The organism is Prevotella pectinovora, assembly GCF_041323955.1.
GTDB classification, from domain to species: domain Bacteria; phylum Bacteroidota; class Bacteroidia; order Bacteroidales; family Bacteroidaceae; genus Prevotella; species Prevotella pectinovora.
Genome location: NZ_JBGLIV010000001.1, coordinates 168,797 through 184,030 on the forward strand (window position 1 = coordinate 168,797; position 15,234 = coordinate 184,030).

Here is a 15,234-nt window from a genome sequence, read left to right on the forward strand (position 1 = left end):
TAGAAAAGAAAACGAAAAGACAATGAAACGTACATTCATATCAACACTACTTTTGATAGCCGCCATATCGGTGCAGGCAGCAGAACCGTGGAGCGTGGAGCGCTGCATGAAGTATGCCGCGGACCATAGCCACAGCGTGCGGCAGAGACAGTTCGACCTCGACGAGAACCGCACCGCCAAAACACGTGCCATCGGGGCTTTCCTGCCTGAAGTGTACGGTTCCGTGAGTGCACAGATGAACTTCGGCCGCGCCGTAGACCCGGAGACGAACGCCTACACCGACGTCAGTACATTCTATAACGGATACGGGTTGCAGGCTTCGCTCACCATCTTCGACGGACTGCAACGCTACAACGAGCTGCGCATGGCACGAGCCAACGTGGCAATGGGACGCTCGGCAGTACAAGCGGAGAAGGATGCCACAGCGCTGCAAGTCTGCAAGGCGTGTATGGATCTGCTCTACTGCCAGGGAGCTGTGGAACACACCATGCAGAAGCGTGAGGAGAGCCTACAGCTGCTCCGCCAGACCGAGGTGATGGCAGAGGTGGGGCAGAAGAGCGAGGCTGACGTGGCACAGATGCGCGCCACTCTTGCCGCCGACGACTACGAACTGACCCACATGCAGAGCCAGGCCACCAAGGCATTGCTCACGCTGAAACAGTTGATGAATTTCCCTATCGAAGACACACTGATAGTGGAAAGACCATCTGTTGAGACTCTGTCTATCCTGCCAGAGGCTGACGGCGGTGTCACACCTGCTGCACTCGCCCGGAACCCACGCATAGCCCAGGCAGAAAGCCAAGTGGCAGCAGCACGCTATGGGCTATGGGCAGCCCGTGGCGGTTTCCTACCGAAAATCTCTCTTTCCGGCGGCGTGTCCACATCGTTCTTCCGCAATATGGATACGAGTGGACATGCGCCTTTCAGCCAGCAGTTCAAAAACAACGCCGGCGAATATGTGGCATTCACGCTCAGCATACCAATCTTCAACCGTCTTGCCACTCTGGCAACGGTGCGCTCGCGCCGCATAGCCCTCGACCGTGCCTGTGAGACGCTCGACTATGAGCGTTCGGAACTGCGCCGCCTCGTGGCAGAAGCCACTGCCGACGTGCGGAACAGCGAGAAGGAGATGCTGAAGACTAACGAACAGGTGGAGGCGGACAGCATTGCCGCACACATCACCACACGCAAGTTTGAGGAGGGCATGGCATCGGCTATCGACGTGAGGACGGCGGCGGTGACGCTGCTGCAGTCGAGAGTGAAACTGCTGCAAAGCCAACTTACAATGATGTATAACAGAAGACTGCTCGCATACTACAGGCAAGCCTCACTATAAAATGTAATATATTATGGACCGACAGATAGAAAAGAAAACATTCCTCCGCCGCTACGTTTGGTATATAGCTGCGGCAACGGTATTGACGGCAGTACTCGTATGGATAGTGTTCAGTTCGACGGCAAGCACAATGACCGTGGACATGCGCGACCTGACGATAAGCAACGTGACCCACGGACGGTTCGACGACTACGTGCGGCTGAACGGACAGGTGGTGCCTATCCAGGTGGTGCAGATTTCTCCAGAGGAGGGTGGCATAGTTAGAGAGAAACCTGTGGAAGAGGGAACACGTGTGAGAAAGGGCGACGTGATACTGCGACTGAGCAACAGCAACCTCGACCTGCAGATTCTCAATGCCGAGGCGGAGCTTGCCGAGAAACAGAACCTGCTGCGCAACACACAGGTGGCAATGCAACAGGACCGGCTGAACAACCGCACCGAACAGGCTACGCTCGACATGGACTGCGAACGCAAGCAGCGCGCCTGCAACCAGAACGCACGCTTGTATAAGGAAAGGCTCATCAGCAAGGAGACATACACACAGAGCCTGGAGGACTACCGGCTGGCACGACGCAAGCAAAGTCTCGTGGCGCAACGGCTGAGACAGGACAGCATCTACCGCCGGGTGCAGATGGCACAGATGGAGGACAACCTCGACAATATGAGAAAGAACGTGCTGCTCGTGCGGGAGCGCAAGAACAAACTCGAGATACGTTCGGCTATCGACGGCGAACTCGGACTGCTCGATGTGGAACTGGGACAGAACATCTCTGCCGGACAGAACATAGGACAGATAAACGACCTCTCCGACTTCAAGGTGCAGGCACAGATTGACGAACACTACATCGACCGTGTGCGCCCCGGACTGCTTGCCACGATAAACCGCAACGGCAAGACATACCGGCTGCGTGTGCGCAAGGTGTATCCGGAGGTGCGCAACGGCTCCTTCCGCACCGACTTCGTGTTCGTGGGCGAACGACCGGCACAGATGCGCAGCGGACAGACCTACTACGTGGAACTGGCATTGGGAAAGTCGCAGCAGGCAACGCTCATACCGCGCGGCACCTTCTTCCAAGCCACTGGCGGCAACTGGATATTCGTGCTCGACAAATCGGGCAAGAAGGCTTACCGACGCAACATAAGCATAGCACGGCAGAACCCGCAGTATTATGAGGTGACCGACGGACTGGAACCGGGAGAACGCGTGGTGACGAGCGGCTACGAAGCATTCAAGGACAACGAAGTGCTGATACTCAAATAGAGAGCACGACGGCAATTTATATCGAAACAACAAGACATAAAAAAACATACTGCAATGATAAAGACAGAAAACCTGACGAAAATCTTCCGCACGGAAGAAGTGGAAACCGTAGCACTGAACGGCGTTAGTATAAACGTGGACGACGGAGAGTTCGTAGCCATAATGGGACCGAGCGGCTGCGGAAAGTCCACACTGCTGAACATCCTCGGACTTCTCGACAACCCCAACTCCGGTGAATGCTGGCTCGACGGAGAGCCGGTGGCAAGACTGAAGGAGAAGGAACGCACACGCTACCGCCGCGGACGCATCGGCTTCGTGTTCCAGAGCTTCAACCTCATCGACGAGCTGACCGTGGAAGAGAACGTAGACCTGCAGCTCCGCTATATGGGCGTACCGGCAAAGGAACGCCGCGAACGAGTGACGGAAATCCTGCGCAAGGTGGCTATGAGCCACCGCGCCAAACATTACCCGCAGCAACTGTCGGGCGGACAGCAGCAGCGTGTTGCCATAGCACGTGCCGTGGTGGGCAAACCGAAGCTCATCCTCGCCGACGAGCCGACGGGAAACCTCGACTCCAAGAGCGGACTCGCCGTGATGGAACTCCTCGCACAGCTCAATGCCGAAGGCACGACGATAGTGATGGTGACCCACTCGCAGCACGATGCCCAGATGGCAAGCCGCATCATAAACCTGTTCGACGGACAGGTGGTGGACAACAATAATATTCTTTGAGAAAGGAGGAATGGCGTATGAAAAGCTTACTGTATCTGTTCCGCCGCTACCGCCTGGCAACGCTGCTCAACCTGCTCGGACTGGGAGTGGCAGTGGCGACGTTCTATCTGTTCATGACACAGGTGATATATAACCGCACATACAACTACAACATCAAGGACCACGACCGCACGTTCCGGCTCGAAGTGAAGACCGCACTTTTCGACAACAAATGGGGATGCCATATCTGTCGCCCATACGAGGAGATAATAAAGGAGATACCTCATGTGGAACAGACGGTGAACATGGCATACAACAGGCAGACAGACGTGACCGTCGGCGAAAACACTATAAATGTATTATATATAGGTATGTCGAAACCCGGCGTGGAATTCTTCTGCGGCAAGCTGCTGTACGGCAGCAGCAAGACCTGGGACTACGGCGCGATGGCTATCGTAAACCGCAGCACAGCCGGGAAACTCTTCGGAACAGACAAGGCGGTGGGCAAGACGTTCACCCTGAAGGAAAACGGTGTGGATAAGTCCATCACCGTTGTTGGAGTGAGCGAAGACATGCCCGACAACTGCTCCATTGGCAACGGACTCTATATGTGTGAGAACCCGAAGGATGCCGGCGACGCATCGGAGTGGAGCTTCAACATATTCGTACGCCTTGACGATTCGGCTAACAAGGCGGTTGTGGAGCGTGCGTTCAAGAAGGAAGTGATGAGGCAGACGGGGTATACCGACGAGAAGAAATTCGAGAAGGAATATGGTCAGAGCTTCCGGCTCACCCCGGTAGATGATATATATTTCTCCGGCGTAGGCTTAGGCGACAAGGGCAACCGCAACCTGGTGAATGTGCTCACCGTGGCATCGGTATTCATCCTGTTCATAGCTCTGCTGAATCTGTTGAACTTCACGCTCTCCGAAGTGCCGATGCGCATACGCAGCATAAACACACGCCGCGTGATGGGAGCCTCGCAGAGCAGTCTGCGTCTGCAGATGATAATGGAGAATGTGGGCATCGCCTTTATAGGTCTCCTCATGGCCTTCCTCATCGTGATGGGTTTCCAGCGCAGCGAGACCTGCATGAATCTCGTGTCGGGAGACATCAGTTTCGGGGCAAATGCAATGCTAACTACTGTAATGGCAGTGGCAGCGCTGGCTGTGGGTGCCCTGTCGGCTGTCGTGCCGGCATGGTACAGCACGTCGTTCACACCGGCAATGGTGCTGAAAGGCTCCTTCGGACTATCACCGCGCGGCAGGAAACTGCGCATGGCGATAATGGGAGTGCAGTTCTGCGTGGCTTTCGTCCTGGCGATATATATCGGTGTGATGGCGAGCCAGTCGAACTACATCTTCAACAGCGACTACGGCTTCGCCAAGAACGAGGTGCTCTTCACCGGACTCACAGCGGAGGCTTGTCAGAAGAAAACTGCCATACGGGCAGAACTGCAGAAGCTGCCATACGTGGAGAGCGTGGGGTATGCACAGGATGCAATAGGCGTCGGCGACCAATATATGGGGTGGTTTCGCGGCAACGGCGACAAGTCGATGAACATGCAGGTGATGCTGTGCGACCCCGGATATCTGCGCACGATGGGACTGAAGATTGAGGAGGGACGCGACTTCAAGGAGTCGGACAGCCAGACAGGGGCGTATATCCTGAACCGCACGATGATGGACAAATACAAATGGCTGCACGTGGGCGACTCGATAGGCAGCCGGAGCGAATGGGGCGACCATAACTACCTCATCGTTGGAGTGTGCAACAACTTCAGGATGAAGTCGGTACGCAACGATAACAGCATCCTCTCCGTCGCTTTCCTCGTGTTGGACCCTTTGGCAATGAGTCGCATGGGCGACCGCTGTTATAATCTCTTCGTGCGTGTGGCAGAGGGACATGACAAGATAGAGGCAAAGCGAGGCATAGAAAAGGTGCTCAACCGTCTGGATGCCTCATTCGGCGACTATAAGATGAAGTTCTTCGACGATGCGCTGCAGCGGACCTACGTGGATGAGTTCCGCTTCATCTCCCAGGTTAAGCTCTTCGCCATCATCTGCATCATAATAACCATCATAGGAGTGTTCTCGCTCACGATGTTCGAAACCGAATATCGTCGCAAGGAGATAGGCATCCGCAAAGTGATGGGTTCCTCGGTGGGGGCGGTGGTGCGGTTGTTTGCCGTGCGCTATAGCGTGCCTCTCGTCGTATCGTTCGTCATTGCCGCACCGCTCGGCTATTGGCTGAGCCGCCAATGGCTGCAGAGCTTCGCCGAGCACACACCGATTTATTGGTGGCTCTTTCCGCTGAGCTTCGTGGGCGTATCGGCTGTAGTTGTTCTTACGGTAGTAGCACAGTCGTGGTGCGTAGCCACGGAGAATCCGGTGGAGAGCATAAAAACGGAGTGAAAGCTATTGCTATAAGTTGGATGCCGACTCGAGCAAGGTGAATAGTGTTCCTTTCTATCTTTTTTGATATTGAGCTTTTAGCTCTTGTCTCATCCTTTTGAATACCGCCAATATTCGCACAACGAGAACAAGTTTTTAGTGTGGCATATATGTTGTATGAGGTGCTCAATATAATTTCGGTAAAGCAAAGGTTAACCTGCGATTGGTAGTCCTTTGCTTGACCGATAAATGCTTGGGTAGAACAAAAAAACGAGAAATTAACGTTGGAAAGTTGAGAGTTATGATTATCTTTGTTGGGAGTTTTCAAGAAATCATATATGGCACTATCCAATATAGAGAAGCATTACAACAAGCATCCTGAAGACCTGCGCCTGCAGCGTAGGCACGGTATCGTAGAGTTTGAAACCACTATGCACCATCTGCGCCGGTTTCTGAAGTCCGACTACTTTCTTCTTGACATCGGCGCCGGGACGGGCCGCTACACTTCGGCACTCATGGCAGAGGGCTATAGGGTGAAGGCGGTGGAGCTGGTACGCCGCAACATAGAGGTGTTTCTGAAGCGTGAGCCTACAGCCGATGTGGTGCAGGGCGATGCGAGAGACATGCCGTTTGTCCCTTCGGCAACGGCAGACGTGACGCTGCTGCTCGGTCCGCTGTATCATCTGATAGGAGATGAAGAGAAGCTGAAGGCGCTGAATGAGGCGAAGCGTGTGACGAAGCCTGGCGGACTGATTTTCGTGGCGTATCTGATGAATGAATACAGCATCCTGTCGTATTGTTTCGACGAGGACCGCATCGTGGGGCTGCTGGAGAGGGGTGCTGTGGACAAGGATTTCCACATCCAGGCGCAGGCAGACGAGCTCTACGACTATGTGCGCATCGATGACATCAACCGTCTGGACAAGAGTGCCGGACTGGATCGGGTTACCATCTTCTCGCCCGACGGAGCCTCCGACTATATGCGCACACGGCTCAACCGCATGAGCGACGAGACCTTCGCCCGGTTTATAGAATACCAGAAGGTGATATCAGAGCGGTCCGACCTGATAGGAGCCGGCAGCCATGTGGTGGATGTGGTAAGGGTGCCCGAGTAGGGCGAAAATGGATAATGAAGTTGTTATAGCTTGTTGTCCGGTTCCGCGGCCATCATCGTTTCCTCTTCCGGCAGGGTGTATCGTTTGATGCTGCGGTCGTTCAGGAATATGTTGTTCAGAGTGTGCGCCAGCGACTCTAAGGTCTGCTCCCTTACAGCCGGCTTCAGCTGGCATTCCCATACGGTGATGCAGTGCCATCCCATAGCGGCAAGTTGGTGTTGCTCCTCAATGTCGCGGGCTTTGTTGCGTTCAATCTTCGCTTTCCAGGACTCAGTGTTCGTCTTTGGCAGCACGTAGTATCTGCACCCCTCGTGTCCATGCCAGAAGCATCCGTTGACGAAGATGCACGTGCGGTATTTGCGCATTACGATATCCGGATGACCGGGCAGACGCGGATGGTTCAGCCGATAGCGGAAGCCACGGCTGAACAGGAATTTTCTGACCGTGATTTCCGGTTTGGTGTCTTTTCCCCGTATCGCTGCCATGCAGCGGTGGCGTTGTTCCTTAGTCAGCTTGTCCATAACAGAGGTTTAGTGTTCCAGAAGTGGCGTGCCGATATAGCGATGCCATTCCTTATGTGGATGAATGTGGAAAGGTGTCAATCCTTTGTTTTCCTCATCATTGTCATTTTTTTGTGGTGCAAAGATAATGCTTTTGATTAAACCCAAAACGGTCATTAGGACGTTTTATTGGGTATTTCATAACTGCTTGCAGTCTTTTGAATTTTATAAGGCGTATTTTGCTTGTTTTTATTTCGCAATAGCTCGCTATTACTCATTAAAAGCCAAACAAAATCCACTCTTCTAAAAGTCAAAATCCAAGCAAGCCCTAATGGCCGATTCGGGTTAAATCAGCAAAATGTAACAACCGTAAAAAAGCCAAACAAAATCCACTCTTCTAAAAATCAAAATCCAGGCAAGCCCTAATGACCGGTAAGACAGATATTTAGCTGGTGTTTATCAAGAAAAATCATAAATTGCTATCCTAATATTATAAGGAGACACTCCAGAAAACCTCTGACTTTTTTAAAATGCGCCCTAAAAAAACCTCTGACTTTTTTATGATTTAGCATCTAAAAGCCTCTGACTTTTTTATGATTTGGCATCTAAAAGCCTCTGACTTTTTTTTAATAGTAGTTGGTCATCATGCATTTATTCAGATAAAAGCGCTATCTTTGCATAAGATAAGCTGCATTCGACAATCAGAAAGCAAGCTTTCATTGAGGGTAGTAAATTCGTTTATAGCCAAGTTGAGGGAGGTTATACGACAGCCCAAGTCAAGAATGCTTTGGAGATGCTAAGAGATGCTGGTATCATTATTCCTGTATGGCATACTGCGGCAAATGGCATACCGCTTGGTGCTGGGATTAATCCGAAGTTTGTGAAGTATAATCTGATAGGCCATGGCTTTCTGCTCAATCTGTTAGAATAGGAGACACTACTAATTATTTCGAAGTATAGTTAACAATATTTCTGTATTTTTGTAAAGTATACTTTAAAATATTTCTTCGTTCCATCTGCCCGGTTGCCCATCCAGATGTCTTATAATCTGAATGACGAGGCAACCTATGAGCGAGAAGTGGGAGCTCTCGTCAAATTTCTGAAAGCCTTTCCCGGCTACCAAGGCTACATCATTACCCGCGACTACCAGACACAAATAGAGGCAGATGGCCATACGATAGAGGTGGTGCCTGTCTGGAAATGGCTTCTGCAAAAGTAGATAGATCCATAAGATTTGGATAAACGAAACGGAAAGTTTGTATCGAAAACCATAAATTTTGGCTCCTATAGAAAACGACAAAGGGAAAATGTGAACAGCTTGTGATATTTTATGAATATACCTATACGGCGATAAATCAGTAATTTTGCAGCCGAAATATAAATATAGGTATGAAAAAAATGGTTCTTCCGTTAAATGCATAGATAGAAAAAAAAATTTTATATTATGATAAAAATAAAGCTGGCATCATCTATCTTTGTAGTGACCAAACTCAATGATAAATGAATGCCAGCATAATGCATAAAGCTTTTGGCATATCCTTGCAAGAATGTTTGGATATGCGTTGCGAAAGTAATAAAATAGTTTTGAATATCCAAACTCCATCAGACAAACTTTGCTGTCCGGAGTGTGGAAGCCATAATGTAGTCCGTAATGGTTTCACGGCCAGACGCTTTGTGAGCGTGCCGATAGGTTGTTCAAAGACTTTCGTCGAGATGAAGATCCAACGTGTCAAATGTTCTGATTGTGGCTGCATAAAGAACGAGGATGTCGATTTCGCAAAAGGCAAGCGCAGGCATACGACCGCTTTCGCCAATATGGTTATAGACTTGTCGCGCTTTGCAACTATACAGGACATTGCATGGTTCCTGGATGTATCTTGGGACATGGTGCGGAACATACAGATGGAGTTCCTGCAAAAGGAGTATGGCAGCCCTGACCTTTCAAACCTCAGATACATATCCATAGACGAGTTCGCTACCCACAAGGGACAAGTTTACAAGACGATAGTCGTAGACTTGGAAACCGGGCGGATTGTCTTTGTAGGTGACGGTAACGGCAAGGCTTCGCTTGAGGAATTCTGGAACAAGCTCGGAGACAGAAAGAATGACATAAAAGCCGTATGCACAGACTTGTCGTCTGCTTATACGGGGGCGGTAACGGCAAATCTCCCCAATGCCTCTCTTGTCGTGGATCATTTTCATGTGGTAAAGCTCATGAATGAAAGGATAGACCAGTTGCGCCGCCAGTTGTGGCATGCTGAGAAAGACGTTAACAAGCGTAAGGTAATCAAGGGCACGCGCTGGATATTGCTGAGAAACGGCAACGACATCTTTGACGCAAAATACAAGACAAGACTTGACAATGTGCTGAACTTGAATGAACCGTTGATGATTGCATATTACCTGAAAGAAGACTTGAGGGAAATATGGAACCAAACCAACAAGGATGATGCAGAATTGGTGCTAAACGAATGGGTGCGGCAGGCCATGGATTCAAAAATACAGCCATTGGTCAAAATGGCTGCTACCTTGCGGGCCTACAAGCCATATATACTTGCATGGTATGACTACCCGATATCAAATGGCCCTACTGAAGGTATAAACAACAAGATTAAAGTGCTGAAAAGACAAATGTATGGATTCAGAAATGATGAATTCTTCACGTTAAAGCTATACGCTCTACACGACAAGCGTCTACGCATTTAACGGAAGAACCAAAAAAATATTGTTCACAATTTCCCTGACATTTCTTGCCGGTTATGCAATGGCGCAAGAAACGATGTCGCTGGGCAGATGCCTGCAGATGGGCATCGAGAGAAACCTGAATCTGAAAACGTATGAGGGCAATGTGCTGAAAGGAAAGCACAATGTGAGTGAAAACCGCTCCCGGCTGCTGCCGCAGATAAATATCGGCGCCGGACTGAACGACAATTTCACTCCTCCCGTATCGGTAACCGACGGTAGGGCATACGGAAAACCGTATAACGTGACGAAGACGCTGCAATATAATTCGTCGGCGAGTATACAGCTGCAGATGCCGCTATACAGTCAGACAGCGCTCACCGCACTGGAAATATCGAAGACCCTCGACCAACTCAACACCCTGTCGTATTCCAAGGCAAAAGAAGACCTGATAGTGCAGATAAGCAAGATGTACTATCTGGCACAGAACACCGAAGAACAGATAGGGATAATCAAAGACAACATCAAACGACTGGAGGAACTGCGCGACATCACGCAGGCGTTCCATGACAATGACATGGCGCTGAGCGTGGACGTGAAGCGCGTGAACGTGAATCTGGAGAACCTCAGCGTGCAGTACGACAATGCCAAGGCGATGCTCATACAGCAATATAACATGCTGAAATATGTAATCGACTATCCCGCCGAACAGGACATCGTGGTGGAGAAAGCCAATGTGGAGCAGATAGACATGGCGGCACTCACCGGACTCAACGAGAACCTCTACGAGCTGCAACTCCTGCGCAAGCAGCAGACGCTGGCAGAACAGCAGAAGAAACTCGCCAAGGATGGCTATCTGCCAACCCTCGCCCTGACCGGCAACTGGACATACACATCGTTTACAGACAAGATGAAAAACTGGTTCCACTCCGGCGAGTCAAACCATTGGTATAAGTCGAACGGCATCGGCGTGTCGCTGCGCATACCCGTGTTCGACGGATTTGAAAAGCGCTCGAAGATAAGAAAAGCACAAGTGGACATCGACAATGCGAAAATTGCCTACGAGAACGCCCTGAAGGGTATGCAGACGCAATATGCCAACGCCGTGAACGATCTGGCTAACAACCAGCGCAACTTCGCCAAGCAGCGCGACAACTATTTGCTTGCCGAAGATATATATAAGGTGACGAGCGACAGATACCGCGAGGGCATAGCCTCGATGACGGAGGTGCTGCAAGACGAGATGAGCATGAGCGACGCACAGAACAATTATCTCACTGCCCACTTCAACTACCAGGTGTCAAATCTGACGATACTAAAACTCACCGGTCAGTTGGACAGACTGATGAAATGACAACAGGAATGGCGGTTGTGACTATGATGCCCCATTCGCCCTACATTAATTAATTACTAATAACCCCACCGAAAAATGGAAACAAACAATACCAATACCCCCACAAACAACACAACAAACACCCCAAGTGACAACAACCAGCAGCAGTCAACCCATGAAGTTACCGCCAAGCAGCTCAAACGCCAGCGCATACGCCAACTGATCGTCAGTATGATAGGCGTGGCAATCCTCGTATGGGGAATAGTGAAGATAGGCTGCATGTTCATGGACTACAAGAGCAACGAGAAGAGCGATGACGCACAGGTGGAGCAGTATATCTCGCCGGTAAACATGCGGGCTTCGGGATACATCAAGAAGATATACTTCAAGGAGCATCAGAATGTGAAGAAGGGCGACACGCTGCTCGTTCTCGACGACCGCGAATACCGCATCCGCGTGATGGAGGCAGAGGCGGCACTCAAAGACGCCATGGCTGGAGCCAACGTGATTGACGCCTCGGTGCAGACCACCCAGACATCGGCAACGGTATATGAGGCATCGATAGCAGAGATTGAGGTGCGCCTCGCAAAACTCGAGAAAGACCGTCAGCGCTATCATAACCTCGTGGCACGCAACGCCGCCACACCGATACAGCTCGAACAGATAGAGACCGAATACAACGCCACGAAGAAGAAGCTCGATGCCGTGCGCCGTCAGCAGAAGGCGGCATATTCGGGAGTCAACGAAGTGCAGACACGCAAGAAGAACACCGCTGCCGCCATCGAACGGGCACAGGCAGCTCTGGAGATGGCAAAGCTGAACCTCTCATATTGTGTGGTGACCGCTCCATGCGACGGCAAGCTCGGCAGAAGAGCGCTGGAAGAGGGACAGGCGGTGAATGCCGGACAGACTATCACATATATCATGCCCGACACCCAGAAGTGGGTGATTGCCAACTACAAGGAGACACAGGTGGAGAATCTGTATGTGGGCCAGAAGGTGGTGATGACGGTAGATGCCTTTGAAGGAAAGGAATTCCAGGGCAGAATCACGGCAATATCCGGAGCTACGGGATCGAAATACTCCCTCGTGCCCACCGACAATTCAGCCGGAAACTTCGTGAAGATACAGCAGCGCGTGCCGGTGAGGATAGAGTTTGAAGGAATATCAAAGGCAGACAACAGCAAGTTGGCAGCCGGAATGATGGTCGTTGTTAAGGCACAGCTCAAGAAATGACACAGGCAGAGATATATACGGCAGTGCCGGAACATCTGCCGAAGAATTTTCCGTTCTATAACTGGGTGCCGAAGCCCCTCGGCATCGCCTTCCTCGTCATACTTTTCATACCTATCATGACGGTAAGCGGTGCCTACACCGTGAATAGCAGCGAGATGGTGGGAGGGCTCGGCATCCAGTCGGAACACATCGCCTTCATCAGTTTCGTCACGTCGATTGGCATGGCGGCATTCTCGCCGTTCTTCTATCTGCTGGTCAGCGTGCGCCGACAGAAGATGATGAGCCTTGTGGGGTTCTCCTTGCTGGCGGTGCAGAGCTATATTTGCGCCAATACCGACAGTCTGTTTATCCTCGCCCTCAACAGCCTTGTGATGGGCTTCGTGAGGCAGACGCTGCTCATGTGCAACCTCTTTACGCTTATCAAATATGGTTTCGGCATAGAGGCGACACGCAACGTGACGCCAGGCAACGAGCCCACGGATGAGGCTGGATGGGACGCCCTCGACACGGAGAAGAAGGCGAGTCAGCCAATCATATATTTCTTCTTCATGCTCCTGGGACAGATAGGCACATGGATAACGGCGTGGTTTGCATACAACTACCAGTGGCAGATGGTATACTATGCTATGCTGGGAGCGATACTCGTGGCACTGCTCATCACCCTGCTGTGCATGCCATACAATCCATACCCCACGAAGCGTTCGCCGCTGTCGTTTTCCAAGTTCGGCAACGTAGTGGTGTTCTGTCTGATGTGCTGTTCGTTTGTATACGTGACGGTGTATGGCAAGGTGTACGACTGGTATGACAGTCCCAGAATCCGTTGGGCAACAGTTATCTGCGTGTTGTCGTCGCTGTTGTTCTTCTATCTTGAGAAGACGCGCCGCTCGCCATATTTCATGCTCAAGGCATTCAAGTCGCGCAGCATCCAGGGCGGCATCCTGCTTTTTATCGGTCTGATGATATGCAACTCCAGTTCGATGCTCGTCAATATCTTTGTCGGCGTGGGCATGGAGGCAGACCAGATACAGATTGCCGCTCTCGGCAACTGGGTGCTGCTGGGATATTTCATCGGAATGGTGATCATCCTGATTCTCAACAACAAGGGCGTGCATTTCAAATGGTTTTTCGCCATGGGCTTCATGCTTATTGCCGCCGCGTCACTTTTTATGTATTTCGAGGTGCAGACCGCCGGAATGCTGGAGCGCATGAAATGGCCCGTCATCATACGTGCCACGGGAATGATGCTGCTCTATTCGCTCATCGCCGTGTATGCCAACCAGCGCATGCCGTATAAGCTGTTGTCCACATGGGTATGCATAATGCTCACGGTGCGTATGGTGATAGCGCCGGGCATCGGTTCGGCGTTGTATCAGACAGTATTCCAGTATCGCCAGCAATACTATGTGACGCGCTATGCCCACGACTACGATCGCACGAACTTGGAGACGGCATCTACCTATGACATGACCGCCCGCGGAATGCAATATCAGGGCAAGAGCGAGACGGAGGCGCAACACATGGCAGCCATGTCTGCCAAGGGCAAGGTGCAGGTGCAGGCCACCCTGTCGGCGATAAAGGAGATGTCCGGCTGGACGATATATGCTTGTATGATCCTTGCCGGTCTGATGCTTGTCGTGCCGTGGCCCAAGAGAGACATATCCAAGGACACGAGAGAGTGGTATGTTGGGTACTAGTTGACTAGTTGACGAGCAGACAAGTAGACGATTCTTTTGCAGTTCCTGTTTTTTTTGTTACCTTCGCCGCAAACATACGGCCAGGGCTTATGAAAAACAGTAAAAACAATATAACGCTTCTTGAGCAGCAGATGGCAAATAATGAGGACATCTGCTGCTCTTGTGGTAATATAACGTCTTTTCCCGAAGCGTTCTTCCACAACTTCCATGTTGCCGACGTGGGCATCATAGTGTGTGCTTCCGGCAAATTCTCGTTTTGTTGTGAAGACGTGGACTATGTGGTGAATAAGGGCGAGACGGCGTTCCTGTCACATGGTGTGTGCTTCTCAGTCACCAGCCACAGCACAGACTGCTCCGTTGTCATCATCCTCTATCGGGTGGACTCCATCCGCAATATCCTCGGCAGCACCGTGGTAGGGATGAGATACATGAGTATCCTCAATCCGAGAGCGTGCTGGGTGATGCATACGGGGCATGAGGACGAACTGACAAAATATTCAGAGTTGCTGGCAGTGGGCAACAGCGACGACAATGTTTTTGCTGCCAACGAGCGCCGGCTGCTCCTGCTCTCGCTGACATACAGGCTTTGCGGCATATTCAGAGAAATCTCCAAGGATGGCGACAATGCTCCGAGCCGGCGGCTCGATATGTATATCCAGCTCATGCATCTGATAGACCAGCATTATGTCAGTGAGCGTGGCGTCAGATTCTATGCCGACCGTCTGTGTCTGTCGCCAAAATATCTCACTACGCTTGTCAAGTCGGTGTCGGGATGCACCGTGCAGCAGCTCGTTTTCAAGGCGATAACAAAGAAGGCGATATCGCTGATAACCACCACCGACAAGAGCATCAAGGAAATCGCAGACGAACTGAACTTCCCTAACGCCTCTTCGTTTGGCACATTCTTCAAGAAGCAGGTGGGGATGTCGCCGGTGAACTATCGTCAGAAAGAGGGTGAGTGAATAGCATTTGC

General features: G+C 51.2%; 12 protein-coding genes. 11 read left to right on the forward strand and 1 reads right to left on the reverse strand.

Translation table 11 applies throughout. The features are described 5' to 3' along the window. The first annotated feature begins 22 nt into the window (after positions 1-22). The 5 genes from ACDC99_RS00660 (at position 23) to ACDC99_RS00680 (ending at position 6,816) form a co-directional block, all read left to right on the forward strand. Positions 23-1,336 (forward strand): TolC family protein, encoded by a 1,314-nt coding sequence (locus tag ACDC99_RS00660; RefSeq protein WP_022315695.1) that lies wholly within the window; start codon positions 23-25, stop codon positions 1,334-1,336. A 13-nt stretch (positions 1,337-1,349) separates the two neighbouring features. Continuing rightward, on the forward strand, positions 1,350-2,597 hold the full coding sequence (locus ACDC99_RS00665; protein WP_370755354.1) for an efflux RND transporter periplasmic adaptor subunit: 1,248 nt from the start codon (positions 1,350-1,352) through the stop codon (positions 2,595-2,597). 54 nt (positions 2,598-2,651) lie between these two features. Continuing rightward, on the forward strand, positions 2,652-3,329 hold the full coding sequence (locus ACDC99_RS00670; protein ID WP_022315697.1) for an ABC transporter ATP-binding protein: 678 nt from the start codon (positions 2,652-2,654) through the stop codon (positions 3,327-3,329). 17 nt (positions 3,330-3,346) lie between these two features. Further along, complete coding sequence (locus ACDC99_RS00675; protein ID WP_370755357.1) at positions 3,347-5,722, forward strand: FtsX-like permease family protein; 2,376 nt, start codon at positions 3,347-3,349, stop codon at positions 5,720-5,722. A gap of 317 nt (positions 5,723-6,039) precedes the next feature. After that, the gene (locus tag ACDC99_RS00680; protein WP_370755359.1) at positions 6,040-6,816 is read left to right on the forward strand and encodes a class I SAM-dependent methyltransferase; all 777 of its coding nucleotides are present in this window, start codon (positions 6,040-6,042) and stop codon (positions 6,814-6,816) included. 23 nt (positions 6,817-6,839) lie between these two features. On the opposite strand, the gene ACDC99_RS00685 is transcribed toward ACDC99_RS00680, so the two are convergent. After that, positions 6,840-7,337, reverse strand: coding sequence for a very short patch repair endonuclease (locus tag ACDC99_RS00685; protein ID WP_370755361.1), 498 nt, complete (start codon positions 7,335-7,337; stop codon positions 6,840-6,842). 1,015 nt (positions 7,338-8,352) lie between these two features. Between ACDC99_RS00685 and ACDC99_RS00690 the strand changes: the two genes are divergently transcribed. From ACDC99_RS00690 to ACDC99_RS00715, 6 genes are all read left to right on the forward strand, one after another. After that, complete coding sequence (locus tag ACDC99_RS00690) at positions 8,353-8,535, forward strand: hypothetical protein (RefSeq protein ID WP_044080291.1); 183 nt, start codon at positions 8,353-8,355, stop codon at positions 8,533-8,535. A gap of 281 nt (positions 8,536-8,816) precedes the next feature. Further along, positions 8,817-10,022, forward strand: a complete 1,206-nt coding sequence (locus ACDC99_RS00695) for an ISL3 family transposase (protein WP_042517111.1) — start codon at positions 8,817-8,819, stop codon at positions 10,020-10,022. 58 nt (positions 10,023-10,080) lie between these two features. Continuing rightward, the gene (locus tag ACDC99_RS00700; RefSeq protein WP_370756891.1) at positions 10,081-11,352 is read left to right on the forward strand and encodes a TolC family protein; all 1,272 of its coding nucleotides are present in this window, start codon (positions 10,081-10,083) and stop codon (positions 11,350-11,352) included. 75 nt (positions 11,353-11,427) lie between these two features. After that, positions 11,428-12,567 (forward strand): HlyD family secretion protein, encoded by a 1,140-nt coding sequence (locus ACDC99_RS00705; protein ID WP_370755364.1) that lies wholly within the window; start codon positions 11,428-11,430, stop codon positions 12,565-12,567. Then, positions 12,564-14,261, forward strand: a complete 1,698-nt coding sequence (locus ACDC99_RS00710; RefSeq protein WP_370755365.1) for an efflux MFS transporter permease — start codon at positions 12,564-12,566, stop codon at positions 14,259-14,261. The genes ACDC99_RS00705 and ACDC99_RS00710 overlap by 4 nt, the downstream gene beginning before the upstream one ends. An 89-nt stretch (positions 14,262-14,350) precedes the next feature. Beyond that, positions 14,351-15,223 carry a helix-turn-helix domain-containing protein gene (locus ACDC99_RS00715; protein WP_042517759.1) on the forward strand — a complete coding sequence of 291 codons (873 nt, stop codon included), beginning with the start codon at positions 14,351-14,353 and terminating at the stop codon, positions 15,221-15,223. The last annotated feature ends 11 nt before the right edge of the window (positions 15,224-15,234 follow it).

What these genes read in the sequence shown, in the direction of transcription:
- ACDC99_RS00690 (WP_044080291.1), top strand. Translation starts at nt 8,353, where the DNA reads ATGTCTTATAATCTGAATGACGAGGCAACCTATGAGCGAGAAGTGGGA.
- ACDC99_RS00680 (WP_370755359.1), top strand. Translation starts at nt 6,040, where the DNA reads ATGGCACTATCCAATATAGAGAAGCATTACAACAAGCATCCTGAAGAC.
- ACDC99_RS00705 (WP_370755364.1), top strand. Translation starts at nt 11,428, where the DNA reads ATGGAAACAAACAATACCAATACCCCCACAAACAACACAACAAACACC.
- ACDC99_RS00675 (WP_370755357.1), top strand. Translation starts at nt 3,347, where the DNA reads ATGAAAAGCTTACTGTATCTGTTCCGCCGCTACCGCCTGGCAACGCTG.
- ACDC99_RS00700 (WP_370756891.1), top strand. Translation starts at nt 10,081, where the DNA reads ATGGCGCAAGAAACGATGTCGCTGGGCAGATGCCTGCAGATGGGCATC.
- ACDC99_RS00715 (WP_042517759.1), top strand. Translation starts at nt 14,351, where the DNA reads ATGAAAAACAGTAAAAACAATATAACGCTTCTTGAGCAGCAGATGGCA.
- ACDC99_RS00660 (WP_022315695.1), top strand. Translation starts at nt 23, where the DNA reads ATGAAACGTACATTCATATCAACACTACTTTTGATAGCCGCCATATCG.
- ACDC99_RS00665 (WP_370755354.1), top strand. Translation starts at nt 1,350, where the DNA reads ATGGACCGACAGATAGAAAAGAAAACATTCCTCCGCCGCTACGTTTGG.
- ACDC99_RS00670 (WP_022315697.1), top strand. Translation starts at nt 2,652, where the DNA reads ATGATAAAGACAGAAAACCTGACGAAAATCTTCCGCACGGAAGAAGTG.
- ACDC99_RS00695 (WP_042517111.1), top strand. Translation starts at nt 8,817, where the DNA reads ATGAATGCCAGCATAATGCATAAAGCTTTTGGCATATCCTTGCAAGAA.
- ACDC99_RS00685 (WP_370755361.1), bottom strand. Translation starts at nt 7,337, where the DNA reads ATGGACAAGCTGACTAAGGAACAACGCCACCGCTGCATGGCAGCGATA.
- ACDC99_RS00710 (WP_370755365.1), top strand. Translation starts at nt 12,564, where the DNA reads ATGACACAGGCAGAGATATATACGGCAGTGCCGGAACATCTGCCGAAG.